Genomic DNA, 23,972 nt, shown 5'->3' on the forward strand with positions numbered 1-23,972 from the left:
AACTTTGAACCGGTGTCCCAAACGGGGTGCCGGTTCCCTGATTACGAAACAACCCGGTTGCGCCCGGCCTGCTTTGCTTCATAAAGCTTTTGGTCGGCACGTTTAAGAACATCCCACGGATCGGTTGCGTCCTCATCACGTTCGGAAATGCCCACCGAAATCGTGACGGAAACGGTCTTGTTCTTTTCCGGGATGACGATCTTGTTTTCCGCAATGCGTTTGCGCAGCGCTTCAAGCGGCCCCTGCGCCTTCTCGATGCCACGTCCGGCAAAGACCACGGTGAATTCCTCGCCACCATACCGGAATGCCTTGCCACCGCCGCCAACTCGCGCCAGTTCGCGGGCCACCTTTTTCAGAACGATGTCACCGACATCATGCCCATAGGTGTCGTTGAACTTTTTGAAGTGGTCGACGTCAAGCATCGCAATTGCATACTGATTGCCAAGTTCCGCCATCGCATGACCAAGGGCGCGACGCCCCGGCAATCCGGTCAGATCATCGACAAATGCCATCCGCCATGCTTCTTGCGCCAATCCCGCCAGGACAACGCCGGTGGCCGCCAGATATCCATACTGGATAATGCCGGTGCCCATCACGGTTGCCACATCAATGGCAATAATCGCCGCAGCAAAACTTGTTTCCAACGGCTTGTGCCGGATCAAAAGCAACACAATGGCGACGAACGAAACCACCATCGCGGGATGCGGCATTGCGCCCATCAAACCGGTGCTGGCAAAGAACCGCGTATCGAGCAGATGATGAAGTGCCGATCCGACATCGGGCTGACCGGCCAGCATCAGCATGACGAAGATCTGCAATCCCAGAACCAGCATCCGGGCAATCCCGCGCGGGTTCAAAACCCCGCGTTCTGCCGTAAAGCCAAGAATCAAAAGATTGATCGGGATCAGATAAAGGGTCGCAATGCGAAGAAATGCCAGACCATCGGGCGAGAAACCCGCCCCGTTTCCCACCAGAAGCCAATAGCAAATCAGCAACAGCAACATGACAAAAACCGCACGCCCACGGTTAAACCACCATGCAATTGCACCGCCAAGCATCGCCAGTAAGAACGGACCATACCGGACAAGTCCGGACAGCTCGCCAGGCACAAGACCCGGCGATATCGCCAGAGCCAGACAGGCCCCCATGATCAGAACGGGTGCCATACCAGCCGAGACAATGATGGAATAAGCGCGACGCATGGGTCGTTTGTTCTACCTGCTGATTTGACCATCGGGGCAAATGCGGAACCACCCCCGGATATCGGCGGTAATCTAACGGCTGAGCCGTTAAGGGGCTATTGCTTTATCAGGCTTATCTCGACTTTTTCTTATTTAAACGCCTGACTTTGCCTCCATGCGTCGAAAGCACAATGAGGCACAGGCTTTTTAAGCTTGCCAGCATTCGCATATGCACCATAAATTGGGATCAGGATTACCGCGACGCACAATGATCGCGGGCCACATAACTGTCACGGCGGCCACGGTACGATCCCGAAAACGGGACGCAAAATACGCCAGGGACATTGCATGGCTTTGCTTGCGATGCCCACTTGAAATGACAGGTTCTGGAGAAACGTAATCATGAGCTTCACCACCCCGACACCGGCCCCCGCGCGCCTGAACCGATCAGAGCTTGCCGTTCCCGGCAGTCGCATCGAACTGTTTGAAAAGGCCGCGAAATCCAAGGCCGATGCCATTTTCCTTGATCTGGAAGACGCGGTTGCGCCCAGTGACAAGGAACAGGCCCGCAAGAATATCATCGAAGCGATCAATGACATTGACTGGGGTGACAAGGTCTTGTCGGTCCGCATCAATGGTCTGGATACGCATTACATGTATCGTGACGTCGTCGATGTGCTTGAACAGGCCGGTGACCGGCTTGACCTGATCATGATCCCCAAGGTCGGCACAGCGTCGGATGTCTATGCGCTTGATATGCTGACAACCCAGATCGAAGCTGCCAAGGGGCGCAAGAAACGCATCGGGTTTGAGCTGATCATCGAAACCGCACTTGGCATGCAAAACATTCACGAAATTGCCGCCGCCTCCCCGCGCAATGAAAGCCTTCATTTCGGTGTCGCCGATTACGCCGCATCCACCAAGGCCATGACGACCGGCATCGGCGGTCCGAACCCGCATTACGGTGTTCTGACCGACAAGGATGGCGACAATCCACGCGATTATCACTGGGGTGACATGTGGCATTATGCGATTGCACGCATGGTCGTTGCCGCACGCGCCAACGGCTTGCGTCCGATTGATGGTCCGTTTGGCGATTTTTCCGATCCTGACGGCTATCGCGCGCAAGGCGCGCGCGCCATGGTTCTGGGCTGCGAAGGCAAATGGGCGATACATCCCAGCCAGATCGGCCTTGCCAACGACGTCTATTCCCCGTCAGAGGCCGAAGTCACCAAGGCCCGGCGCATCCTTGAAGCCATGGCAAAGGCGCAGACAGAAGGTGCTGGTGCGGTTGCCCTAGATGGTCGCCTGATCGACATTGCCTCGATCAAGCAGGCCGAAGTCATGGTCAAACAGGCCGAAGCTATCGCCGCACGCGACGCGGGTTAAACGCTCCATATAGAGATCACATCAAAAGGGCCGGGGAAAACTCCGGCCCTTTTCAGTGTTATCTAGGATGCCAGTCGGCGCGATTGCCTGACCTGCCCGTGCAGGACTTCTTCAGGATCGCCTTCACGCACCAGATGCATGCTGATGCCATCGGATCCGCCACCCAGCCCCGGTTTCAGACGCTGTTTGCCATCATAATGGCCACCATTTTGTGTGCGATAGGGAATTGGCTCATCAGTGAACAAACCTGCGAGGCGTTCCTTGAACGCGGTCTCGATTTCTGCCCACCCGTCCTCATCCATACGATCGGTACTATAAACCGGAAATGGCGGCATGACGTCCATACCGGGATAGAAAAGTACGCCGTGCTGGATCGGCCACAACACATCATCGATGCTGCCATTGACGCCACGCTCACTGTAATGCGGCAAATGTCCGCCAATCGGTACAATCAGCATCGCCCGCCGTCCGGCAAGGGTGCCCTCACCATAGCGGTCGCCCCAGTGCTTCTCGCTATGCTCGCCAACACCATACGCAAAGCCATAGGCGAACACACGATCAACCCAGCCTTTCAGGATGGCGGGCATTCCGAACCACCACATCGGAAAGCTGAACAACACCGCATCCGCCCATAAAAGCTTATCCTGTTCGGCTACGATGTCTGCCGTCTGCAAGCCCGACGCATACGCATTTTTGGACTCTGCTACATAGATCAGCCGATCAGGATCGTGACGTTCGATAAAATCATGTGCATCTGCAAGGGGTTTCCATCCCATGGCATAAAGGTCAGAAACCTTCACGTCATGTCCGTCAGCTCGGAGCTTTTCAACCGCGACATTCTTTAATGCGCTGGTCAGGGATGCAGGTTCGGGATGGGCATGGACAATCAAGACATTCGACATTGGGTCGTCCTTCCAAAGGGGTCACATTCGATGCGTGATCATGGCCTGATGTTCTGCTATCTTTGAAATTCAATAATTTTTGATCTGGTATAAACATGACAGATATCAGCAAGCTTGACTTGAACCTGCTGGTCACGCTCGACACCTTGCTGGCCGAACGCAATGTCACACATGCGGCAAAGCGCCTGAATCTCAGTCAACCGGCGATTTCGACACGACTGACGCGCCTGCGTGACTTGCTGGGGGATCCGTTATTGCTACCGGCACAGCGTGGCATGATCCCGACCGAACGCGCACTTGAACTCCAGGAACCGCTGCATCAGGCATTGGAAGGGGTACGCAGGGTCGTTGCTGAAAACAGTCCGTTTGATCCATCGACAATCACCGCCACCATCGCCATTGCCGCCAGTGACTATGTGCAATACGCGATCCTGATGCCGCTTCTTGACGTTTTACGGCGTGACGCCCCGGGGATCAAAGTCGCATGGCGCACGATTAACACATCCATGCTTGATACCCAGATGGCGCGCGGTGATGTCAGCCTTGCGCTCTCGACGCCTGAAACTGCGCCTGAAACGCTTCGTATGCGCAAAATCTATCACGAGGAATATGTCGCAATCGCCAGATGCGATCATCCGGTAATCAGCAAACCTCTTGATCTTGACAGCTTTTGCGCACTTGACCATGTCGTCGTTTCCCCCGAAGGCGGCGGCTTCAAGGGGCCTGCGGATGATGCCCTTGCCGCACTTGGACGAAAACGCAATGTTGCCCTGTCTGCACCGGGGTTTCTTGTTGTCCCCGAAATCGTCGCACGCAGCGATATGATTGCCCTTGTGCCTAGGCGGGTTGCCCGCGGTCGCACCGGCCAAATCCGGGTATTTGATCCCCCACTGCCCGTCACCGGCTTTGACATGGCGCTGATCTGGCATGACCGCACCACAACCCATCCACTGCATCGCTGGATCCGGGATCAGATCACGGCATTGATCGGAGATGCCGCCGCCGGTTAACCGGCCTTTCCTGCACATGGAAAAGGCCGATCTGCGACATTCACGCAGATCGGCCTGAAGCCTTTGAGCTCACGGCGCCCGAAATTCTCGGGCGTGGTGATCAGTCCGCAATACCGTCAAAGGTGATCTTGCCAATTGCCTTGCCACTTTCAAGCAATGCATGTGCTTTCTGCAGGCCCTCCGGTGACAGCGGGCCAAAACTTTCATTGGCGGTATTGGTAATGGTTCCATCATCGACCAACCGGGCCACTGTCGCCAGAAGCTTGTGCTGTTCAATCATATCTGCCGTCTGGAACATCGAACGGGTAAACATGAATTCATAGGAGAAGCTGGCGGACTTGGCCTTCAGAAGATCAACATTGTGATTTTCCTTGGCCTCGGTGATGGTCACAATCCGGCCCTGCGGTACAATCAGCTTTGCCATCACGTCGAAATACTGGTCGGTTTCCGACGTACAGAAGATGTAATCCACATTCGCAATGCTCAGAGACGCCAGTTCTTCGTCAAGTGGGTTGCGATGGTTGATAACCGCGTCAGCACCCAGCTTTTTGACCCAGTCGATGGTCTCGGGACGTGACGCCGTTGTGATCACTTTCAGACCGGCAAGCTTCGCCAGCTGAATGGCGATCGAGCCAACACCACCTGCCCCGCCAATAATCAGAATGGACTTCGATGCGTTGGCGTCTACTGCCGCACGATCAATCAGCAAACGATCAAACATTGCCTCCCATGCGGTGATTGTCGTCAGCGGCAAAGCCGCAGCGGCCGCAAACCCAAGGGACTTTGGCTTAAGCGCAACGATACGCTCGTCGACCAGCTGTAACTGGGTATTCGAACCGGACCGGGTTACATCACCGGCATACCAGACTTCGTCACCCGGACGGAAAAGGGTCACGTCTTCACCAACTGCCTCGACAATACCGGCGGCATCCCAACCAAGGATCTTGAAGGAACCATCATCCTGCTTGCCCTTGCGGACCTTGAAATCAACCGGATTGACCGCAATTCCCTTTACCCGAACCAGAATATCGCGCCCCGTGGCGACCGGCGCATCGGTTTCGATCTGGGTAAACAACCCGTCTGTTTCGACCGGGGCGGATTTATAAACGCCAATGGCTTTCATCTTATGCAGTCCTTTTCATCAAAGGTTTGATTTGTGAATGTCAAAGACCTAACGCATAATGACCATGAACATAAGTACGCACAATTTCTGCATATAGTGACATTTTGTATACTAATGCAGAATTCCGGGACTGTTGCGACCTCTGCGTTGCTCGGAAGACCCTGTATGGAGAAGTTATATGGAGCTTTGCCCGCCAAATCGCAGCCCCGGCTGCCCTGTTGAAGGCGCACTTGACGCCATTGGAGGCAAGTGGAAAGGTGTTGTGCTGTTCCATCTTCTTGACGGTAAAAAACGCTTCAACGAGCTGCGCCGCATGATGCCGGGCGTTACACAGCGCATGTTGACCCGCCAGTTGCGCGAACTGGAAGCAGACGGACTTGTCCACCGCGAAGTCTATGCCGAAGTTCCGCCGCGCGTCGAATACAGCCTGACAGCCAAGGGTGAAACATTGCGCGATATTATTCTGGCGCTCAAGGCCTGGGGCGAAACCCATGTTCCCTATTTTGCCCTGTCAAAGCCGCGCTTGCCGGAAGCTGAAACCGCCTAGTCCACAATAAGATCACGCGCCATTTTCCAGAATGTGGGGCGATCATATCTATCGTGGATCCCTTCGCCGGCAATTTCAAATCCGCGCGACCGGAAGAACGCGATATTATCTTCCAGTTCCACGCGGACATGCAGACGCATCTTTTCCTTGCCGCGCTTTGCAGCAAAATCGCAGGCCGTCTCAACAAGCGCCTTGCCAATTCCGCCGCCCTTGATCGCCGGATCGACTGACAATTTATATAGATAGGCATCCTTGCCAATATCCTCGACCCAAATCTGGCCAACAACCTTACCGCTTGGGTCAATTGCCAGAAACAGGCTGTCCCGGGCAAAACGCCATTGTAATTCGGACACTGTTACCGATTTTGCAGAACTTGGCGGGTCGACAATGTCATCCTGAAAGGCAAAGGCGGCCAAAAGGATTTCAACAAGGCGTTCAAACGGAACGTTTTCAGGTACTTGCGGAACTGTGATCTCGATACTGGACGTCATGGCAACCCGTGTGCAAAATATCACTGCATGAAGTGAGAACCTTACGCCATAATTCTTACGTAAACGGAAAATATGGTTCGCTTATCGGTCAACGCTTGACGTAGCGGGTTGATCAACTATGTTCCGCCCCATTGTTTCCCAGTCGGATATGATGCCCTGATGCATAACTTCCTCGATTTTGAAAAACCGATCGCCGAGCTTGAAGGCAAGATCGAAGAGCTCCGTCACCTGACGGGCAATGACGAAGTCAACATCGCAGACGAGGTTTCACGCTTGCAGGACAAGCTGACCAAGTTGTTGCAAAGCACCTACGGAAAGCTGACGCCCTGGCAGAAGACGCAAGTCGCGCGCCATCCGGACCGTCCGCATTTCACCGACTATATCGCAAACCTGTTTGACGATTTCACCCCGCTTGCCGGCGACCGCCAGTTTGGCGAAGACGCTGCAATCATCGGGGGACTTGGTCGTCTTCAGGGACGCACCGTCATGGTTATTGGTCATGAGAAGGGCCGCGATACCGAAACCCGCGTAAAGCACAATTTCGGTTCGGCCCGTCCGGAAGGCTACCGCAAGGCGATCCGTCTGATGCGCATGGCCGAACGTTTCAACATTCCGGTCGTGACACTTGTCGACACCGCTGGTGCCTTCCCGGGTGCCGATGCAGAGGCACGTGGCCAGTCCGAAGCCATCGCGCGTTCGATTGAAGCCTGCCTTGATATCAAGGTGCCGCTGATTTCGGTCATTATCGGCGAAGGCGGTTCGGGTGGTGCTATTGCCCTTGCGGTTGCCAATACCGTTCTGATGCTTGAAAACTCGATCTATTCGGTGATCTCGCCAGAAGGCTGCGCCTCCATTCTTTGGCGTTCGGGTGACGAAGCCAAAACCGCAGCCGAGGCCCTTCGCCTCACGGCACAGGACCTGCAACAGCTTGGTGTAATTGATGACATCGTTGCTGAACCGCTTGGTGGCGCCCAGCGCAACGCCAAGGAAGCGTGCAAGCGCGTTGGTGACGCAATCATCAAGGCACTCGAAAGCATGGATGGCGTCGAAGGCGGCCTTCTCAAGGCACGTCGTCGTGACAAATTCCTTGAAATGGGTCGCAAAGGCCTGAACTGATTTCCTGTTCAGGGCGCAGTGCACTGGTGCAACTGCGCCCTTTTTCCTTTTATCCGGCGCAACGTGTCCGTCGGTGACATCCGGCAGCCCACGCGCCCTGTTTCCGACCTCGTCGGGAGGCTAGGACCTAGATGGACATTCTTCGCCGGATCGTAGAATCCAACCGCTTTAAAAACTTCATCACAGCCGTCATCGCCCTGAATGCGGTGATCCTTGGCTTTGAAACCTCGTCGACCGTGATGGAAAAAGCCGGAACGATCCTGCATTTTCTTGATCAGGTTGCCGTTGCGATCTTTGTCATCGAACTGTTGATGAAGCTTGCCGTCTATCGACTGGCATTTTTCAAACGGGCCTGGAATGTTTTTGACTTTACCATCGTCGCCATCACCCTGCTTCCGGCAGGCCAGGGACTGTCGGTCTTGCGTGCCCTTCGTATCCTGCGTGCATTCCGCCTGATCTCGACCGTGCCATCCATGCGCAAGGTGGTTGAAGCTTTGATGCGCGCCATCCCGGGCATGGTTTCGGTTCTGACACTGCTGTCACTGGTCTTTTACGTATCGGCGGTCATGGCAACCAAGCTGTTTGGTCAGGGCTTCCCGGAATGGTTTGGCAATATCGGTGCATCCCTTTATTCCCTGTTCCAGATCATGACGCTTGAAAGCTGGTCGATGGGAATTGTCCGCCCGGTGATGGAGTCTTATCCGCTGGCATGGCTGTTTTTCGTTCCATTCATTCTGGTGACGACCTTTGCGGTGCTGAACCTCTTCATCGCTATCGTGGTTGATGCAATGTCGTCCCATGTCGATGTCGAGGAAAAGCAGACCCGTGACGAGATCGAGCTTGATCATCGAGAAATCATGCAGGAACTCCGCGCATTACGTCAGGAAATGAGCAAACTTTCCTCCGCGCAAAACGCGGTAAATCCGCAACAGGATTCCGCAAGAAACTGAGTTGCAAGCAGCTAAAAGACAGACGGTCAGAGCCCGCCAATCGATAAAAATTGATACTTTGCTCATAAAAGGGGGTGGTTAAACGCCCCGTACCTCGTCTAATCTTTCGACAAAATATCGGGAGAACGGGGAATGAAGCTTACGTTTGCGGGGACAGGCTCGGCCTTTTGCATGGCCGCCGAAAACTTTCAGAGCAACATGGTTCTGGAAACGACCCCGTCGGGTAACGAACAACCGCATCGTCTTTTGATTGACTGTGGTTCAGATGCGCGCCACTCGCTGCGCAATCTCGGCTACATGCCAAATGACTTTGACGCGGTCTATATCAGCCATCTGCATTCGGACCATATCGGTGGTCTGGAATGGATGGCGCTCGCCAACTATTTCATTTTTGACGGTCACCGCGCCAAACTGCTTGCGGTCAAGGAACTGCTTGACCCCCTGTGGGAACATTCGCTTCGTGGCGGTCTTGAGACCAGTGATCACGGCAACAGCCAGTTATCGTCCTATTTCGACGTATTGCCGCTTGTTGCCAAAACCGGCTTTGACTGGCAGGGGCTGCATTTTGATATCATCCCTGTCCCACACATTGTCACCAACGAATCCACGATGTTTTCCTATGCCCTGTTCGGGCGTGGAGAAAAGAAGTCCTTTTTCCTGACAACAGATGCGATTTTCAATCCTGACGCCCATATGTCGCTGTATCGTAAAGCAGATATGATTTTTCAGGATTGTGAATTGGGGCCACGACATTCCGGTGTGCATGCCCATTATGACGAACTGGTCACATTGCCCGCCGAGGTGAAAGCAAAGATGTGGCTTTATCATTATCAGGCATATGACAAACCGGATGCCAAGGCAGATGGATTTTGCGGATTTATTGAGCCGGGACAGAGTTTCGATCTTGGCTGATCGGACCGGCTCCGCGTAATCTGCACACTACCCAATAAAAACGAGCGACAGGGACGATAAAGTTCCAATGCAACATACGGGACGTGCGAATGCCAAAATCGGTCTTTGCCTATATCTGGCGCCATAGTCGCCTTCAGCAGATCATCCTGACAGTGGTGACGCTGCTTTCGTTTCCGTTCCTGTATTACTCTCTCGACCTGCCCAAACAAATCGTCAACGAAGCGATTGGCGGGGCCGGTGCACCTTATGACATTCTTGGCGCTCCCCTGAACCAGATCGAATATCTGTTTGCGCTCTCGGCGATCTTTCTGGCGCTGGTTTTCGTCAATGGCGGCTTCAAATATTTCATCAATGTCTATCAGGGTGTCATGGCCGAGCGCATGTTGCGCCGAATGCGCTATGAGCTTTTTGATCGGGTTCTGCGTTTTCCCTTACCGCATTTTCGCAAAACCAGTCAGGGCGAAATCGTTTCGATGATCACCGCCGAGGCCGAGCCACTGGGCGGCTTCTTTGGCGAGGCATTTTCTCTACCGCTTTATCAGGGCGGCATTCTGATTACGATTTCGGCCTTTATCTTTATTCAGGACCCGTTGATGGGAATTGCCGCGGTCGCCTTTTATCCGCTGCAGGGCTATCTGATTCCCAAACTGCAACGCCGGGTAAACCTGCTTGGCAAACAACGCGTGCAAAATGTGCGCCGGATGTCGGAACATATTGGCGAGGCAGTAGGTGGCGCCACCGATATCCGCGCCAACGATACCCGCGGGTTCGAACTGACCCACTTCACCCAGCGCCTTGGCCGGATTTTCGATATCCGCAAGGAAATCTATTACCGCAAATTCTTTATCAAGTTTCTCAATAACTTTATTGCCCAGATCACGCCGTTCTTCTTCTATTCCATTGGCGGTTATCTGGTGATCATCGGTGATCTCAGCTTCGGTGCGCTGGTTGCAGCCCTTGCCGCTTACAAGGACATGTCCGCCCCCTGGAAAGAACTTCTGGCCTATTATCAGCGCCTCGCCGATGCCAACATCAAATACGACCAGTTGCATGAACAGTTCGAACTGCCCGATCTCGGCCCGGAACATCAACTGAGCGTGAAGCAATCACCGGCACTTGCCGGCCCGCTGGATGTCAGCGCCCTGTCCTGGATTGATGATGATGGCACCCGCGTTGTAGAAAACGTGTCCTTTAACATGGCATTGCCGGGCAATGCCCTTTTGACCGGTTCTTCAGACAGCGGCAAGTCACAGCTCGCGCGTTTGCTTGCACGCATTCTTGATCCGACAAGCGGACGCATTCAGTTCAGCGACCTAGACGCCACGACACTCCCGTCTTCGATCATTGGTCAACGCCTCGCCTATGTCGGGGCTGATGCCTATCTGTTTAACGGCAGCATTGCTGACAACCTGTTCTATGGCCTCAAACATCGCCCGGTCATCATTGACCAGAAGGCAGAAAAGAAAAAAACCGGCAAAGAGGTTTCCAGGCTCGAACAGAGCGCGCAACAAGCCGATGCAGACCTCAAATATCCGCTTCCGAAATTTGTTGAGGCTGTCGAACTATCTGATCCCACGGAACTGCCGTGGAAACTGACGCGTGAAATGTATGACGAGATCAGGATGTCGGGGAACATCCCTTATGATCCGTCAGCCGAGTGGATTGACTATGTAGGGCCCGGCTACAAATCCGTCGACGAATTGCAAAGTGAACTTCTGCGTCTGCTTGAAGTTGTCGGACTGGATCGTGACATTTATCGCATCGGTCTTTCACGCCGGATCAATGCCGAAGACCGCCCCGAACTTGTTGAAGCGGTTCTTGATGTCCGCCCGCGCCTTAAGGCAATCCTTGCCGAACGTCAGCTTTCCGATCTTGTCGAACCCTTTGACATCGAAAAGTACAACGACAACGCCCCTGTTGGCGTGAACCTGATGTTCGGTTCGCCGTCACGCACCGATTTCAAGCGCTTTGAATTCCTGTCCCATCCCTATATTCAGCAAAGCCTTCGCGAGAATGGCCTCTATGACAAGATGGTCAATATGGGACGCGAAACGCTTGATCTTATGATCGAACTGTTTACCGGCCTTCCCCCCGGACACGAATTTTTCGATCGCTACAGCTTCGTCTCGGCCGATGAGATTCCTGATGTCAAAAACATCCTCAAACGCACAGATGGTGTTGCGGTTGATGACATCCGTAACGAAGACCGTCTGCACCTGATTGATGTTGCCATGCAAATCACACCGGCACGTCACCGTTTGCGCGTCATCGATGATGAATTCCGTGATCTTGTCCTTAAGGCGCGACCGAAAATTCGGGCCAATCTGCCCGAAGAACTGTCCAAACATATCGACTTCTTCGAAGCAGACGGCTATGCCCCCGCCGCCCCCATCATCGACAACCTTCTGTTTGGTCGCTTCGCCTATGGCCGAGCCCATTCGGAAGAACGTGTTGGCGAGGTACTGTTTGAAATTGCCCATGAAGGCCGCCTTTATGAAGGCCTGGTCGCGCTCGGCCTTGAAAGTCAGGTTGGGGTCGGCGGCAGTCGCATGTCACAAACCCTGCGCCAGAAAATCGCTCTCGTCCGTGCCCTTATAAAAAACCCGGATCTTCTCGTCGTGGACGAAGGACTTTCTGCCCTTGATCGTGAAACCCGCGAAGGTGTTATCAATTATCTGACCGGTGAAAATGACAATACCAGTCTGATCTGGGTCGATGGTGATGATCAGGACAATGAAAAGTTCGACACATTCCTGCATATGTCGAATGGCAAGCTGGTCAAACGCCGCAGCCACAGCGAAGACGGAACAAGCGAGACCACCGAAGCCGAAGATGATGCCGCCATCTTTATGGATGGCAACATCGATCAGGAGGTCAGACTGCTTCGAACCATTCCGCTGTTTGCCGGTCTGGACCCGAGCGTCATCAAACTTCTGGCCTTTACCAGCCCGCGCCTGACCTTCAAACATGGCGAGGTTCTGGTCAAACAGGGCGACCCCGGCGATGCCGCCTTTATCGTCATATCGGGGCGCGGTGAAATCTGGCTGACCACAGAAGAACATCAGACATTGAAATTGCGCGATGTTCACGCCAAGGAAGTCATTGGTGAAATTGCCCTTCTGGTCGACGCCCCGCGGTCTGCAACCATCCGTGCGGTCGACGACATGACCGTCCTTAAACTCGATAAAACCGAGTTCCTCGGCCTGGTTCGACAGGATCAGGCGGTAGCGGTTCAGCTGATCCGTGTTCTGGCCGAAAGACTTGACCAAACCACCAGACAGCTCACCAGCCGGCACAACGATTAACGGTCATATGCGGGTCCGAAAATTTTGATATGAATAAAGTCGCCTCCATTCTGCTTGCTGCCATTCTCGCAATTGTCATGCTTGGCGGGTTTATTGCCATTCTTGGCGGCAGCATTCTGGGGGCGTTGCTGTTTGTCGTCGGAATTCCCTTTGCCTTTCCGATGTCGACCAGCATCGTTGTGCTGTTTTTTGCCGTGATCATTATTCGGACCATCATGGAAAAGCGCCGCCAGAAACGTGAAATGCAGAAATATCTGAATATACTGGAATAGCTAGGCTTGCTCCTCAGCACACAGTGATTTTCAGTTTGCACTGTCTGAATTATTTTGTGATATCTAGCGCTCATAATTTTTCTGAAGATTTTCCCGAATGACAGTATCGAGTTCACAATGCACAAATCTGAAAAAAAACAGTCCTTTGAGACAGAGATATCCAAAGGTGATCGTTTTGCATTCGGCGAGAACTGGCAGAACTTTTCGAGGCATATTTCTGAAGTGAGGATTCAGGAGGCGGAAAAATCTCTTCAACAAATGCTCAGCTTGAAAACTTTGTCTGGAAAGACATTTCTAGATATCGGCTGCGGAAGTGGTTTATTTTCACTCGCAGCGAGAAGATTGGGCGCCACAGTTCATTCATTCGATTATGATCAGAACTCAGTAAACTGTGCTCTGGTATTAAAAGAAAAATTCTTCCCGAATGATGAAACATGGATAATTGAGCAAGGCTCCGTACTAGATTCAGATTATATTAATTCTATTGGACAGTTTGACATCGTCTACAGCTGGGGCGTCCTTCACCACACAGGAGAGATGTGGAACGCTTTAAGTCTGATCCATCCTCTAACAAGACCTGATGGAAAAATGTTCATCGCCTTATACAATGACCAAGGGCGCAGCTCTGTGATTTGGGCTAAAATCAAAAAAGCCTATTGCGTATCACCAAAACCAATAAAAACGCTGATATTGGCAATTTGCATCTTACGGCTTTGGGGACCTAGAACAATCATTGATACGTTCAAAGGCAATCCATTGAAGACGTGGAATGAATACAAAAAAGACCGCGGCATGACACCTGTATATGATGCGATTGACTGGGTTGGCGGTTATCCATTTGAAGTTGCAAAGCCGGAAGAAATTTTTGATTTTTTCAAATCAAAGAACTTTAACCTCGAAAAAATTAGCACTTGCGCGGGCGGAATAGGCTGTAACGAATTTGTTTTCTCTAAGAAATCGCATTAATTCTCTGGTGACAACTTTTGATGTTTATGCGGATGAAACCGATCTGCAGAAAAAACATTCTGATTTGACCATGTGATGCGGAAAAAACCGCATCAATTGAGACAGAGTTCGGAGACCTCCTCTGAGAAACTGCTGTTAGCTTCCTTGTAGTTCAACAAACAGGCTCGACCCGATGTGTCGACCGGTTTTCAAGGAGGTCCGCATGACGGCACAATCAAAAGAACAGCGTTGCGTGTCGTTAGGCCAGCTTGCCGATCTGCGGCTGCTGCGCGAATACGCCTATATCGATGGTCGCTGGTGCTCGGCAGACAATCTTCAGGTTATCGAGGTTACCAACCCGTTCGACGGAAGCTTTATCGGCACCGTTCCGAACATGGGTGTCTTTGAAACCCGCAAGGCAATTGCTGCTGCACGCGCAGCCTTTCCGGCATGGGCAGGCTTGTTGCCACAGCAACGCGCAGAGGCACTTGGCCGCTGGCATGATCTTCTGATCGAAAACAGGGAAGACCTGGCTTTGCTGATGACCCTGGAACAGGGCAAGCCGATCAATGAAGCCCGTGGTGAAATCGATTACGCGGCAAGCTTTGTCTCCTTCTATGCCGAAGAAGCAAAGCGTGTGAATGTCGAAAACATCACATCGCACCTGCCCAATCGCAACATGACGGTCAAGCGTGAACCGATTGGCGTTACCGCCGCCGTGACGCCTTGGAATTTCCCCTGTGCAATGATCACGCGCAAGGCCGCCGCCGCATTGGCAGCAGGCTGCACCATGATTGTGCGTCCGGCAACCGAGACCCCGTTCTCGGCCACCGCCCTTGCCGAGCTGGCCGAACGCGCAGGTATTCCTGCAGGCGTGTTTAACGTCATCACGGGTGATCCGAACCCGGTCGTCGGCGAGCTGTGCGGCAACCCGCTGGTACGTGCATTGTCCTTCACCGGTTCGACCGAGGTTGGCCGTTTATTGCTGTCGCAGGGCGCACAAACCATCAAGAAAATGTCGATGGAACTTGGTGGCCACGCGCCCTTCATCGTGTTTGATGATGTCGATATCGACGAAGCCGTCTCGCATGCGATCAATGCAAAGTTCGCCACCAGTGGTCAGGATTGTCTTGCAGCGAACCGCATTTTTGTCCAGCGTAGAATCTATGACGCGTTCCTTGATAAATATGCCAAGGCAATCGCAGGCCTTCGGGTTGGCAACGGGATTGAGGAACATGTCGAAATCGGCCCGTTGATGCACGATCGTGCTGTGGCCAAGTGCATTGAACATGTCGAAGATGCGCGTGCAAAGGGGGCGCGGGTTCTGATTGGCGGCAAGAAGATGGGCGGTCTGTTTTATGCCCCGACCCTTCTTGCCGATGTCACCAGCGACATGCAAATCTATCGCGAAGAAACATTCGGCCCGGTTGCCCCGGTCATGGCGTTTGATACCGAAGCCGACGTCATTGCACAGGCCAATGACAGTGAATACGGACTTGCTGCCTATCTGCTGACCAAGGACTACGACCGTGCCGCGCGCGTATCCAACGCTCTGGAATATGGCATGGTTGCCCTTAATTGCGTGAAGATCACCGGTGCCCCCATTCCGTTTGGCGGCGTCAAGCAGTCCGGTCTTGGCCGCGAAGGATCGCGCCACGGCCTCGAAGAATTTACTGAACTCAAATATGTCTGCGCCGCTTACAACGCGTAATGCGCGCTTCTTTGACCACCGCGTTCACATGGGAGAAGCAAAATGAATGTCATCAAAAATACCACGGCCGACCTGCAGGAAATGGATCGGGCGCATTTCATGCATCCGTCGACCCACATGCGCCAGCACGCCGCAGGTGAAACCCCGAACCGTATCATCAACGGTGGCAAGGGCATCTATATTCACGACACCGAAGGCAAACAAACCCTTGATGCCTTTGCCGGTCTTTATTGCGTAAATATCGGCTATGGCCGTACCGAAGTCGCCGATGCGATTTATGCCCAGGCAAAGGAACTGGCCTATTACCACACCTATGTCGGCCATAGTAACGAGCCGATCATTCGCCTCTCGGACCGTATCGTCAAAAGTGCGCCTGAAGGCATGCAGCGTGTCTATTACGGAATGTCGGGATCGGATGCCAATGAAACAAATATCAAGCTGATCTGGTACTACAACAATATCCGCGGTCTGCCGCAGAAGAAAAAGATCATCTCGCGCTGGCGCGGCTATCATGGTTCGGGCATCATGACCGGCAGCCTGACCGGCCTTGCCGCATTCCACAATGCATTTGATCTTCCGCGCGCGCCCGTTCTTCATACCACCTGCCCGCACCATTACTGGAATGCCGAAGCAGGCGAAACCGAAGCCGAGTTCGCCAAGCGTTGTGCCGATGATCTTGAAAAAATGATCCTGCGCGAAGGTCCGGAAACCGTTGCCGCCTTCATTGGCGAACCGGTCATGGGCACGGGCGGCATCATCACCCCGCCAGAAGGCTATTGGGATGCCATCCAGGCCGTTCTGAACAAATATGATGTGCTTCTGGTAGCTGACGAAGTTGTCACCGCGTTTGGCCGTACCGGTTCCTATTTCGGGTCGCAGCATTACGGCATGAAGCCGGACCTGATCACGATTGCCAAGGGTGTGTCGTCGGGCTACCTGCCGCTTTCGGGCGTGATCATCGGCGAACGCGTCTGGAAGGTTCTGGAACAGGGATCGGATCAGATGGGTCCGATTGGTCATGGCTGGACCTATTCCGCACATCCGGTTTGCGCCGCAGCCGCCAACGCCAACCTTGATATCGTTGATGGTGAAAACCTTACAGGCAATGCCGCAGAAACTGGCGGCTATTTCCAGCATCTCTTGCGTGAAACCTTCAAGGATCATCCGCTGGTTGGTGAAGCACGCGGTGTTGGCCTGATGGCCGCACTTGAGTTTGTTGCCGACAAAACCAAAAAAGAACGCTTTGACCCGAACGCCAAGATCGGTCCGCGCGTCTCGGCGGCCTGCCTTGAACGCGGCATGATCGCACGTGCCATGCCGCACGGTGACATTCTTGGCTTTGCACCGCCGCTTTGCATCACCAAAGCCGAAATCGACAAGGTGGTCGACATCGCCAAACAGGCTGTTGATGCCGTCGCCGACGAAGTCGCAGCAGGCAAGTAGAACTGTCTGTTTCGGATAATCAAATGCCCGTCGCACCGATCTTCTTTTTGGTGCGACGGAATGACAGGGGCCGGGCCCATGACCGGCCCCTGCTTTCGTATATATCGACGATCACCGCGACCTAGCAGGTGGTCTCGTAGGTCGTACCTGTTTTGGTGGAGCTTACCTCGCAGGTGGCTTTGACACTGCCGTTCTGGCGAACTTCAATGACAAGCTCGTCCCCGTCTGGCGAGTCAGACCAGAAGGACATCACGGTCAGGGTATAACCATTCACACCCTTGACCCCGCTTGTGATCATGCGGCTGGCCGAATTGGTCAGCGCATCCCGCACCGTCACCTTCTTGCCATCGGTTGATGCTTCTTTCCATTCTGCCGAACTCAGCAAAACGCCATTTGGCGAATAAACATCCGCCATCGCCGAAGATGACGGCACGGCAAGCACCAAAGCCCCCAGCAAAAGGGGCATGAACGCCATGCCAAGCGTCCATTTCCGAAAGTTAAAACAAGTCACAGTCTTTTCCTTTCATGTCAGTTAGGCCCGTTTTGTAAAGCCCATGCCTTGCCAAAATCAGGCAACGGCCAGGCACATAAACGGGCCTCTCCATGACGGGACAGGATAGTGTGGTGTGACTGCTACTGGCGGGAAGAAGCTGGCGCCTCAGGAAACCAGTCCAAGGGCGGTAACGGCATTTTCGATACGCTGGTCCATGTCATCGGTCACAAAAACGCTTTCACCCAGACAGAAATAGGATAACTGCAGGCTACCAGTCAGCATGTTCAGAAAATATTCTCCCAGCTGTCGGGACGAAACAGCGCGCAGATGGTCGGGCAAATCAAGGGCTGCAATCAATCGCGATGCTGCCCCGTATGTCCGCTCTGGCCCGGCTTCCCAGAATATCTGTCCCAGTTCCGGATGCTTAGATGCACGGGCCACCACATAGCGATGCAGATCCATGACGTTACGGTTCAGAACCCCGTGGGCAAATGCCGTACCGATCGCAATCATCGTTGTCCGTGGATTGTCGGGATCGGGTACAATGTCTTCAAGCGGATCACGGGCGCGCTCGCAAAGCCACGCAACCATCGCACGTTCCAGTCCGGTTTTGTCTCCGAAATACCGGTAAATGGTTGCCTTGGATGTACCTGATCGCTGGGCAATACGATCAACCGCCGTGCTGTCATCGCGCATATCAAGAAGTTCCTGCGCTGCCGCCTCAAGAATACGGTCGAAGCGTTCCTGTTGTTTGGGAGTCGTTGGCAGGCGCACGGCGTTTGCCTTTCGTTAATCCGGTTGGACACATCCCCGAATGCACGGCACGGCAATGTGGGTGGTCAGTTTCGACCAGAAACGCGAAACGGGACAGTTTCGTTTTTGCAAATTCCCTTTTATTGCCATGACCGACATTGCCACAACTTATCATTTGCCAAAATTGAAACTGAACGGTACAGTTTCGAAATTGGAGATCAAAATTAACATGAATAGGGATCATCTTCATGAACAATTTACCGCGCATTTGCTGGACAAGTTCGGCTCTCATCGCACTTGCCGGAATGCTTTGGGGGCTGCAAATGGCGATTAGCGGAGACCACAGCAACCTTGCCGCACATGCCCATCTCAGCCTTCTGGGATGGGTCAGTCTGGCGCTATATGGCACCTATTATCATCTGGCTGGTGTCGCCCGCCTTCGTCTGGCCCGCCTGCAGGTTCTGTTTGCCATTCCCGGCTCGATTATCATGGGAATCGGCATTGCCATCGCCCATCAGACCGGCGCCGAAGAACTGGCAAAGGCAGGATCGCTGATGGTGATCATCTCGGCCGCCCTGTTTGCTGCCATCACGCTTACGAGTCCGCTTCGCATCAATAATGGTGGCTAACTGCCCCTCCACGAGCAAACCCCGCGAACAACCCCCACGAGCAAACTCTGCAGAAAAGAAACCCCCGCAAATCCGATTTGCGGGGGTTTTGCAATTCAGGTCGTATAAGGGGCAGAACCCTTACATTGCCGTACCGAATTCCTTGCGCAGGGAGTCGAGAACTTCCTTGGTGTCACCACCAACTTCCTCAACCAGCGATGCGCCAATGCCTTTGGACGCTTCCTTGAAAGCAGCGCGCTGCTGGTCATTCAGACGAATGACTTCAATGTCAGGCTTGGCTTTCTTGATGCGCTCAAGTGCAGAATCGTTGGCTTTCTTCTGGGCTTCGTAAATGAAGTCATCCAGTTCGGCCTTCACTTCTGCAAGCATCGCTTTGCGCTCGTCCGACAGACCTGCATAGAAATCGGCATTTGATACAACGGTGGTCGTGTATTGCTGCTGACCGGCATAGATCAGGTAGTCGGTAACTTCATAGAATTTTGCACTTTCGATGAAGAAGATCGGGTTGACCTGGGCGTCGATAACGCTGGTCTGAAGACCCGAATAAACTTCGCCCCATGGCAGTGCAACCGGATCCGAACCAAACGATTTATAAGTCTCGATCAGGATCGGAGAAGTCATCACACGGAATTTCACACCATCGAAATCAGCCGGTTCCTTGACTTCTTTCTTGGTGGTCCAGACCATTTCACCTTCCGGATACATGGTATAGAGTTTAAGCCCCTTGGACTCGAAATCCTTGCCCAGACCATCATAAATGGTCGGGCTGCCTGAAAGGACTTTCTTGTTCACGTCGTTGTCCTGCGACAACAGATACGGAACACCAAAGACCTGAATTTCCGGAACGAACGTACCGAGATGGCCCGGCGACGCGTTCGAGAACTGAACCGCACCCGCGGCCGTCAGTTCTGTAATGTCATTTTCAGTACCAAGCTGACCATAGGTGTAGATGGTAACCGTCACATCACCATTGGTCTTCTCTTCCACCAGGCGTTTGAATTCCTGGGCATAAAGGTCCTGAACATCACCAGGGCTTTCCTCGTGGGCGAATTTCCATTCTTCAGCATGGACAGCGGTCCCGGCTACTGCGAACAGGGCGGCAGCAGACAGGGTCGCCTTTAAGAGTTTGTTCAAACTCATATCGAAGTCTCCCTTATTGTTACGCGCAACGACCGAGTATTGACCCGGAATCAGGGGCGTTTAGTTGGCACATCAATGTCATGAACGCGCAAAGTGTTGAAATGTTCCTGCATCAGGTCAATGTTAGTTTTGTTTCATGACAAAATAACATTGACGTCTACACATTAACCCGCAGCTCATGTTAGGGTTCGGCAAAACACAGAGGGTGGGAATCGAACCATGTGGCTGCCAGACATCAATCTCAGCGGCGAAACAGGCCCGAAATACAAGGCATTGGTCGAAGCGATCATCACCGACATCGAATCGGGTCGCTTGCGTCACGATGTCCGGATGCCGACGCATCGCGAACTGGCCTATCGCCTGAAAGTCAGCGTCCAGACAGTAAGTGCGGCCTATAAGGAAGTCGAAAGACAGGGCTATTTGCGCTCCGAACGGCGACGCGGGACCTTTGTTCAGGCCCGCCTGACCGACCGGGCTTCGACCTTCATCCTTGATAGCCGCCAGCCTGACCTGATCGATCTTTCGATCGTGCGCGCAGCCTATACCGATTTTCACAATGACCTGTCACGCCAGGTCCACGCACGCCTTGCCGAAGAACCCCATCATGGCTGGATGGAAAGCTGCCGACCGGTTGCCGGGTTCGAATATCACCGTGAAATCGGCCGCACATGGCTTGCCGGATATGGCGTTGATGTTGCCATTCCCAACCTGCTGGTGACCAACGGCGCGGCACAGGGCGTCTTTACGGCCCTTGCCACAGTTGTGCAGCCTGATGATGTTGTCCTGACCGAAAGCCTGACCGATCATGGCGTGATCGGAACGGCCAGTATCCTGCGCTTCAAGCTTGGTGCCCTGCCAACCGATGACGAAGGCATCCTGCCTGACGCCTTTGAACGGGAATGTCAGCATCGACAGATCCGTGCGCTTGTCGTCACACCGGTTTTCACCAATCCGACCAACTGTCTGATGGGTCTTGAACGCCGTAAAAAGATCGCCGAGATTGCCGAACATTACGGTGTCTATGTGATAGAAGACGACGTCTATCGCCCGCTTCTGGAACAGAACCTGCCGCCCATCACAAGCTTCCTGCCCAAGCTTGGTTTCCATGTTTCAAGCCTGACCAAGATCGTCATGCCCGGCCTTCGGACCGGTTTTCTGACCGTGCCACAGCACCTTTCGATTCGTGCCAGCAGCGTTTTGCGTGTCACCGGATGGATGGGGACTCCATTGATGGCCGAGATCGGGGCACGCTGGATTGCCGATGGAACCGTCGAACAGGCCGTTACGGTCCAGCGTGCCCTGATGCGCGAAAGACAGGCCCTTGTCGCAGAGGTTTTGGGAAGTGCAGTTGTGCGCCATCACCCGACATCGCTCAGCGCCTGGGTCCGAATTCCGGCCCACTGGCAGGAAGAATGGTTCGCCTCGGAATTGCGTAAAAACGGCATTGCCGTCACGATTTCCGACCCGTTCATGACGGTCAAGGTTCCCCGCCCGAATGCCATCCGCATCTGCCTTGGTGGTGCGCCTGACACCCCGACCCTGCATCACGCCCTGATGCAAATCCGCCATACGATGGAACAGATGCCCGGGGTCCATGCCTTCGACGTTATGTATTGATTTTTGTGTCATGACAAAAATCTGATTGAACCGCGACAAAGCGTTTTTATTCTGACCAAACCGGCGCGAAGCGAACGACAACACGTGTGGGAGGGAACCATTCACCGCACAGCACGTTCTGCAACAATGTCTCGCACGCGCATCAAGGAGGTCGTATGTCAGGTTCTAACGGGGAGACCCCCGCCCCGAGTGGCGGGGTGCTGGGCATTCTGAAACATCTTGATGACGGATTATCCGTGATCGAGCGCCAGCTTCTGGGGTGGAGCATCGTGATCATGGCGGTCAATACCGTCGCCAACGTGATCATGCGTCTCGGGTTCAGTTCGAGCATCTTCTTTTCCGAAGAGCTCAATCAGTTTCTGATTATTCTTGTTACTTTTGTCGGCATTAGCGAGGCGGCCCGCATGGGGCGCCACATTCGCATGTCGGCCTTTACCGATATGCTTGGCCCGAAGTCGGGCAAGATCATGATGATTATCATCACCACGGGCACCGCATGCCTTCTGTTCCTGCTGGCCTGGTATTCTGTTGATTATGTGATGTCGCTGATCAAGTCGAACCGACTGACACCGGCCTTGCGCATTCCCTATTACTTCACCGTCCTCTGGGTTCCGTTCGGTCTGACCGTTACCGGCATTCAGTTCCTGTTCGCTGCTGCGACGAACATCTTCAAACCCGGCACGCATCTGTCCTATCGGGTCGAAGACACGTTCGAAGCCGAAGATCATCACCTGTAAGGAGGACGGAAAAATGGATTTAGGAACCTCAATCCTTCTGGTGATGCTGGTCCTGCTGGTACTCGGCTTCCCGATGATGGTCCCGCTTGCGACTGCCAGTGTTGTGGCATTCGCCTTTTACATGCCCATTCCCGAACGCATTCTGATCCAGCAAATGGTGACGGGCATCTCGCCTGTTGCCCTGATTGCCGTGCCGATGTTCATCTTCGCCGCTGACATCGTGACAAAGGGCCATACAGCCAACCGGCTGATTGATCTTGCCATGACCTTTGTCGGCCATGTCCGGGGCGGTCTTGCCGTAACCACCGCACTTGGTTGCACAATGTTCGGCGCGGTGTCTGGTTCAACGCAGGCGACTGTGGTCGCCATGGGCGGACCGCTGCGTCCCAAGATGCTCAAGGCCGGTTACGAAGACAAATTCGCCATCGCACTGATCATTAACGCCAGTGACATTGCCTTTCTGATCCCGCCATCCATCGGCATGATCGTCTTTGGCGTTGTTGGCAAAGTCTCGATTGGCGAGCTGTTCCTCGCAGGCATTGGTCCGGGCATTCTGATCCTGATCATGTTCTCGCTTTACTGCATGTATTACGCCAAGAAGCACAACATTCCGACCATTCCGCGCATGACCTGGGCGGAACGCGGTCGTGCTGTGGTCAATGCCGGTCCTGCCATCATGTTCCCGGTTCTGATCGTCGGCGGCATCTATCTGGGCTGGGTCAGCCCGACCGAGGTCGCAGCGGTCGCCGTGGTCTATGCCATCATCCTTGAAGTGATCATTTTCAAATCGGTCAAATGGTCCGAGCTTCTTGAAATCGCGCGATCAACCGGCCTGATCACGGCTGTTGTGTTTATTCTGGTTGGCGCAGGCACGACATTCTCGTTTGTGATTTCCTTTGCCCAGATTCCGCAACATGTGATCGGTGCCCTGGGTCTTGAAGGGGCACATCCCTATGTCATTCTGGCGGCGATCTGCATCGCCTTCTTTGTCGGCTGCATGTTCGTTGACCCGATTGTCGTCATTCTGGTTCTGACCCCGATCTTCATGCCGCTGGTCAATGCTGCCGGTCTGGATCCGGTTCTGGTCGGTACACTGGTTACCTTGCAGGTCGCCATCGGGTCAGCCACACCGCCATTCGGGTGCGATATCTTTACGGCAATTGCGATCTTCAGGCGACCCTATGCCGAGGTCATTCGCGGAACGCCACCTTTCATTTTCATGCTGCTGCTTGCAGCCGTGATTCTGATTTTCATTCCGCAAATCGCATTGTTCCTGCCCGAGCTTGCCTTCCACTAGGCAAAGCCG

The 23,972-nt window shown here is 53.7% G+C and carries 22 protein-coding genes; 15 read left to right on the forward strand and 7 right to left on the reverse strand.

Going from position 1 to position 23,972, the window contains the following annotated elements:
• Window positions 1–41 precede the first annotated feature (41 nt).
• The gene (locus WA318_RS19360; protein ID WP_336083793.1) at window positions 42–1,202 is read right to left on the reverse strand and encodes a GGDEF domain-containing protein; all 1,161 of its coding nucleotides are present in this window, start codon (window positions 1,200–1,202) and stop codon (window positions 42–44) included.
• Window positions 1,203–1,583: 381 nt separating this feature from the next.
• On the opposite strand from WA318_RS19360, the gene WA318_RS19365 reads away from it, so the two are divergent.
• Window positions 1,584–2,570, forward strand: a complete 987-nt coding sequence (locus WA318_RS19365; RefSeq protein ID WP_114098225.1) for an HpcH/HpaI aldolase/citrate lyase family protein — start codon at window positions 1,584–1,586, stop codon at window positions 2,568–2,570.
• A gap of 62 nt (window positions 2,571–2,632) precedes the next feature.
• On the opposite strand, the gene WA318_RS19370 is transcribed toward WA318_RS19365, so the two are convergent.
• Window positions 2,633–3,472, reverse strand: coding sequence for an NAD(P)H-dependent oxidoreductase (locus WA318_RS19370; protein WP_114098224.1), 840 nt, complete (start codon window positions 3,470–3,472; stop codon window positions 2,633–2,635).
• Between the two features lie 95 nt (window positions 3,473–3,567).
• Between WA318_RS19370 and WA318_RS19375 the strand changes: the two genes are divergently transcribed.
• The gene (locus WA318_RS19375; protein WP_336083795.1) at window positions 3,568–4,482 is read left to right on the forward strand and encodes a LysR family transcriptional regulator; all 915 of its coding nucleotides are present in this window, start codon (window positions 3,568–3,570) and stop codon (window positions 4,480–4,482) included.
• Between the two features lie 100 nt (window positions 4,483–4,582).
• On the opposite strand, the gene WA318_RS19380 is transcribed toward WA318_RS19375, so the two are convergent.
• Entirely contained in the window at window positions 4,583–5,605 is a 1,023-nt protein-coding gene (locus WA318_RS19380) for a zinc-binding alcohol dehydrogenase family protein (protein WP_336083797.1), read from the reverse strand.
• Window positions 5,606–5,783: 178 nt separating this feature from the next.
• Between WA318_RS19380 and WA318_RS19385 the strand changes: the two genes are divergently transcribed.
• Complete coding sequence (locus tag WA318_RS19385) at window positions 5,784–6,152, forward strand: winged helix-turn-helix transcriptional regulator (protein ID WP_114098221.1); 369 nt, start codon at window positions 5,784–5,786, stop codon at window positions 6,150–6,152.
• Here WA318_RS19385 and WA318_RS19390 read toward each other — a convergent pair.
• Window positions 6,149–6,643 carry a GNAT family N-acetyltransferase gene (locus WA318_RS19390; RefSeq protein ID WP_336083801.1) on the reverse strand — a complete coding sequence of 165 codons (495 nt, stop codon included), beginning with the start codon at window positions 6,641–6,643 and terminating at the stop codon, window positions 6,149–6,151. The two genes, WA318_RS19385 and WA318_RS19390, sit on opposite strands and share 4 nt — an antisense overlap.
• Before the next feature lie 159 nt (window positions 6,644–6,802).
• On the opposite strand from WA318_RS19390, the gene WA318_RS19395 reads away from it, so the two are divergent.
• The 8 genes from WA318_RS19395 to WA318_RS19430 all read left to right on the forward strand — a co-directional run bounded on the left by WA318_RS19395 (window position 6,803) and on the right by WA318_RS19430 (window position 17,297).
• Entirely contained in the window at window positions 6,803–7,759 is a 957-nt protein-coding gene (locus tag WA318_RS19395) for an acetyl-CoA carboxylase carboxyltransferase subunit alpha (RefSeq protein ID WP_114098273.1), read from the forward strand.
• 131 nt (window positions 7,760–7,890) lie between these two features.
• Entirely contained in the window at window positions 7,891–8,709 is an 819-nt protein-coding gene (locus tag WA318_RS19400; RefSeq protein ID WP_114098219.1) for an ion transporter, read from the forward strand.
• 132 nt (window positions 8,710–8,841) lie between these two features.
• Entirely contained in the window at window positions 8,842–9,621 is a 780-nt protein-coding gene (locus tag WA318_RS19405) for an MBL fold metallo-hydrolase (protein WP_258548692.1), read from the forward strand.
• A gap of 89 nt (window positions 9,622–9,710) precedes the next feature.
• Window positions 9,711–12,926 (forward strand): ABC transporter transmembrane domain-containing protein, encoded by a 3,216-nt coding sequence (locus WA318_RS19410; RefSeq protein ID WP_114098218.1) that lies wholly within the window; start codon window positions 9,711–9,713, stop codon window positions 12,924–12,926.
• A 29-nt stretch (window positions 12,927–12,955) separates the two neighbouring features.
• Window positions 12,956–13,198 carry a hypothetical protein gene (locus WA318_RS19415; protein WP_336083802.1) on the forward strand — a complete coding sequence of 81 codons (243 nt, stop codon included), beginning with the start codon at window positions 12,956–12,958 and terminating at the stop codon, window positions 13,196–13,198.
• A 117-nt stretch (window positions 13,199–13,315) separates the two neighbouring features.
• Complete coding sequence (locus WA318_RS19420) at window positions 13,316–14,164, forward strand: class I SAM-dependent methyltransferase (RefSeq protein ID WP_336083803.1); 849 nt, start codon at window positions 13,316–13,318, stop codon at window positions 14,162–14,164.
• Between the two features lie 202 nt (window positions 14,165–14,366).
• A complete protein-coding gene (locus WA318_RS19425) occupies window positions 14,367–15,854 on the forward strand; it encodes an NAD-dependent succinate-semialdehyde dehydrogenase (protein WP_336083805.1) in 1,488 nt (495 codons plus the stop codon).
• 42 nt (window positions 15,855–15,896) lie between these two features.
• Complete coding sequence (locus WA318_RS19430) at window positions 15,897–17,297, forward strand: aspartate aminotransferase family protein (protein WP_336083807.1); 1,401 nt, start codon at window positions 15,897–15,899, stop codon at window positions 17,295–17,297.
• Between the two features lie 121 nt (window positions 17,298–17,418).
• On the opposite strand, the gene WA318_RS19435 is transcribed toward WA318_RS19430, so the two are convergent.
• Both WA318_RS19435 and WA318_RS19440 read right to left on the reverse strand, forming a co-directional pair.
• Window positions 17,419–17,772, reverse strand: coding sequence for a hypothetical protein (locus tag WA318_RS19435; RefSeq protein ID WP_114098215.1), 354 nt, complete (start codon window positions 17,770–17,772; stop codon window positions 17,419–17,421).
• 183 nt (window positions 17,773–17,955) lie between these two features.
• Window positions 17,956–18,564 (reverse strand): TetR/AcrR family transcriptional regulator, encoded by a 609-nt coding sequence (locus WA318_RS19440; protein ID WP_114098214.1) that lies wholly within the window; start codon window positions 18,562–18,564, stop codon window positions 17,956–17,958.
• 227 nt (window positions 18,565–18,791) lie between these two features.
• On the opposite strand from WA318_RS19440, the gene WA318_RS19445 reads away from it, so the two are divergent.
• On the forward strand, window positions 18,792–19,172 hold the full coding sequence (locus tag WA318_RS19445) for a hypothetical protein (RefSeq protein WP_336083811.1): 381 nt from the start codon (window positions 18,792–18,794) through the stop codon (window positions 19,170–19,172).
• A gap of 120 nt (window positions 19,173–19,292) precedes the next feature.
• Here the strand turns inward: WA318_RS19445 and WA318_RS19450 are convergent, their stop codons facing one another.
• Window positions 19,293–20,312: a TRAP transporter substrate-binding protein gene (locus WA318_RS19450; RefSeq protein ID WP_114098212.1), complete on the reverse strand. Its 1,020-nt coding sequence runs from the start codon at window positions 20,310–20,312 to the stop codon at window positions 19,293–19,295.
• Between the two features lie 219 nt (window positions 20,313–20,531).
• On the opposite strand from WA318_RS19450, the gene ehuR reads away from it, so the two are divergent.
• The 3 genes from ehuR to WA318_RS19465 all read left to right on the forward strand — a co-directional run bounded on the left by ehuR (window position 20,532) and on the right by WA318_RS19465 (window position 23,963).
• A complete protein-coding gene (gene ehuR / locus WA318_RS19455) occupies window positions 20,532–21,929 on the forward strand; it encodes a MocR-like ectoine utilization transcription factor EhuR (RefSeq protein ID WP_114098211.1) in 1,398 nt (465 codons plus the stop codon).
• A 155-nt stretch (window positions 21,930–22,084) separates the two neighbouring features.
• Window positions 22,085–22,666, forward strand: coding sequence for a TRAP transporter small permease (locus WA318_RS19460; protein WP_258548691.1), 582 nt, complete (start codon window positions 22,085–22,087; stop codon window positions 22,664–22,666).
• Window positions 22,667–22,679: 13 nt separating this feature from the next.
• Window positions 22,680–23,963, forward strand: a complete 1,284-nt coding sequence (locus tag WA318_RS19465; RefSeq protein WP_336083817.1) for a TRAP transporter large permease — start codon at window positions 22,680–22,682, stop codon at window positions 23,961–23,963.
• Window positions 23,964–23,972: the final 9 nt, after the last annotated feature.

This window comes from Thalassospira sp. CH_XMU1448-2 (genome assembly GCF_037027285.1).
GTDB classification, from domain to species: Bacteria; Pseudomonadota; Alphaproteobacteria; order Rhodospirillales; family Thalassospiraceae; genus Thalassospira; species Thalassospira profundimaris_C.

Bases quoted from the DNA above. Each gene is read 5' to 3' on its own strand.
- WA318_RS19360 (WP_336083793.1), bottom strand. From the start codon at position 1,202: ATGCGTCGCGCTTATTCCATCATTGTCTCGGCTGGTATGGCACCCGTT.
- WA318_RS19365 (WP_114098225.1), top strand. From the start codon at position 1,584: ATGAGCTTCACCACCCCGACACCGGCCCCCGCGCGCCTGAACCGATCA.
- WA318_RS19370 (WP_114098224.1), bottom strand. From the start codon at position 3,472: ATGTCGAATGTCTTGATTGTCCATGCCCATCCCGAACCTGCATCCCTG.
- WA318_RS19375 (WP_336083795.1), top strand. From the start codon at position 3,568: ATGACAGATATCAGCAAGCTTGACTTGAACCTGCTGGTCACGCTCGAC.
- WA318_RS19380 (WP_336083797.1), bottom strand. From the start codon at position 5,605: ATGAAAGCCATTGGCGTTTATAAATCCGCCCCGGTCGAAACAGACGGG.
- WA318_RS19385 (WP_114098221.1), top strand. From the start codon at position 5,784: ATGGAGCTTTGCCCGCCAAATCGCAGCCCCGGCTGCCCTGTTGAAGGC.
- WA318_RS19390 (WP_336083801.1), bottom strand. From the start codon at position 6,643: ATGACGTCCAGTATCGAGATCACAGTTCCGCAAGTACCTGAAAACGTT.
- WA318_RS19395 (WP_114098273.1), top strand. From the start codon at position 6,803: ATGCATAACTTCCTCGATTTTGAAAAACCGATCGCCGAGCTTGAAGGC.
- WA318_RS19400 (WP_114098219.1), top strand. From the start codon at position 7,891: ATGGACATTCTTCGCCGGATCGTAGAATCCAACCGCTTTAAAAACTTC.
- WA318_RS19405 (WP_258548692.1), top strand. From the start codon at position 8,842: ATGAAGCTTACGTTTGCGGGGACAGGCTCGGCCTTTTGCATGGCCGCC.
- WA318_RS19410 (WP_114098218.1), top strand. From the start codon at position 9,711: ATGCCAAAATCGGTCTTTGCCTATATCTGGCGCCATAGTCGCCTTCAG.
- WA318_RS19415 (WP_336083802.1), top strand. From the start codon at position 12,956: ATGAATAAAGTCGCCTCCATTCTGCTTGCTGCCATTCTCGCAATTGTC.
- WA318_RS19420 (WP_336083803.1), top strand. From the start codon at position 13,316: ATGCACAAATCTGAAAAAAAACAGTCCTTTGAGACAGAGATATCCAAA.
- WA318_RS19425 (WP_336083805.1), top strand. From the start codon at position 14,367: ATGACGGCACAATCAAAAGAACAGCGTTGCGTGTCGTTAGGCCAGCTT.
- WA318_RS19430 (WP_336083807.1), top strand. From the start codon at position 15,897: ATGAATGTCATCAAAAATACCACGGCCGACCTGCAGGAAATGGATCGG.
- WA318_RS19435 (WP_114098215.1), bottom strand. From the start codon at position 17,772: ATGGCGTTCATGCCCCTTTTGCTGGGGGCTTTGGTGCTTGCCGTGCCG.
- WA318_RS19445 (WP_336083811.1), top strand. From the start codon at position 18,792: ATGAACAATTTACCGCGCATTTGCTGGACAAGTTCGGCTCTCATCGCA.
- WA318_RS19450 (WP_114098212.1), bottom strand. From the start codon at position 20,312: ATGAGTTTGAACAAACTCTTAAAGGCGACCCTGTCTGCTGCCGCCCTG.
- ehuR (WP_114098211.1), top strand. From the start codon at position 20,532: ATGTGGCTGCCAGACATCAATCTCAGCGGCGAAACAGGCCCGAAATAC.
- WA318_RS19460 (WP_258548691.1), top strand. From the start codon at position 22,085: ATGTCAGGTTCTAACGGGGAGACCCCCGCCCCGAGTGGCGGGGTGCTG.
- WA318_RS19465 (WP_336083817.1), top strand. From the start codon at position 22,680: ATGGATTTAGGAACCTCAATCCTTCTGGTGATGCTGGTCCTGCTGGTA.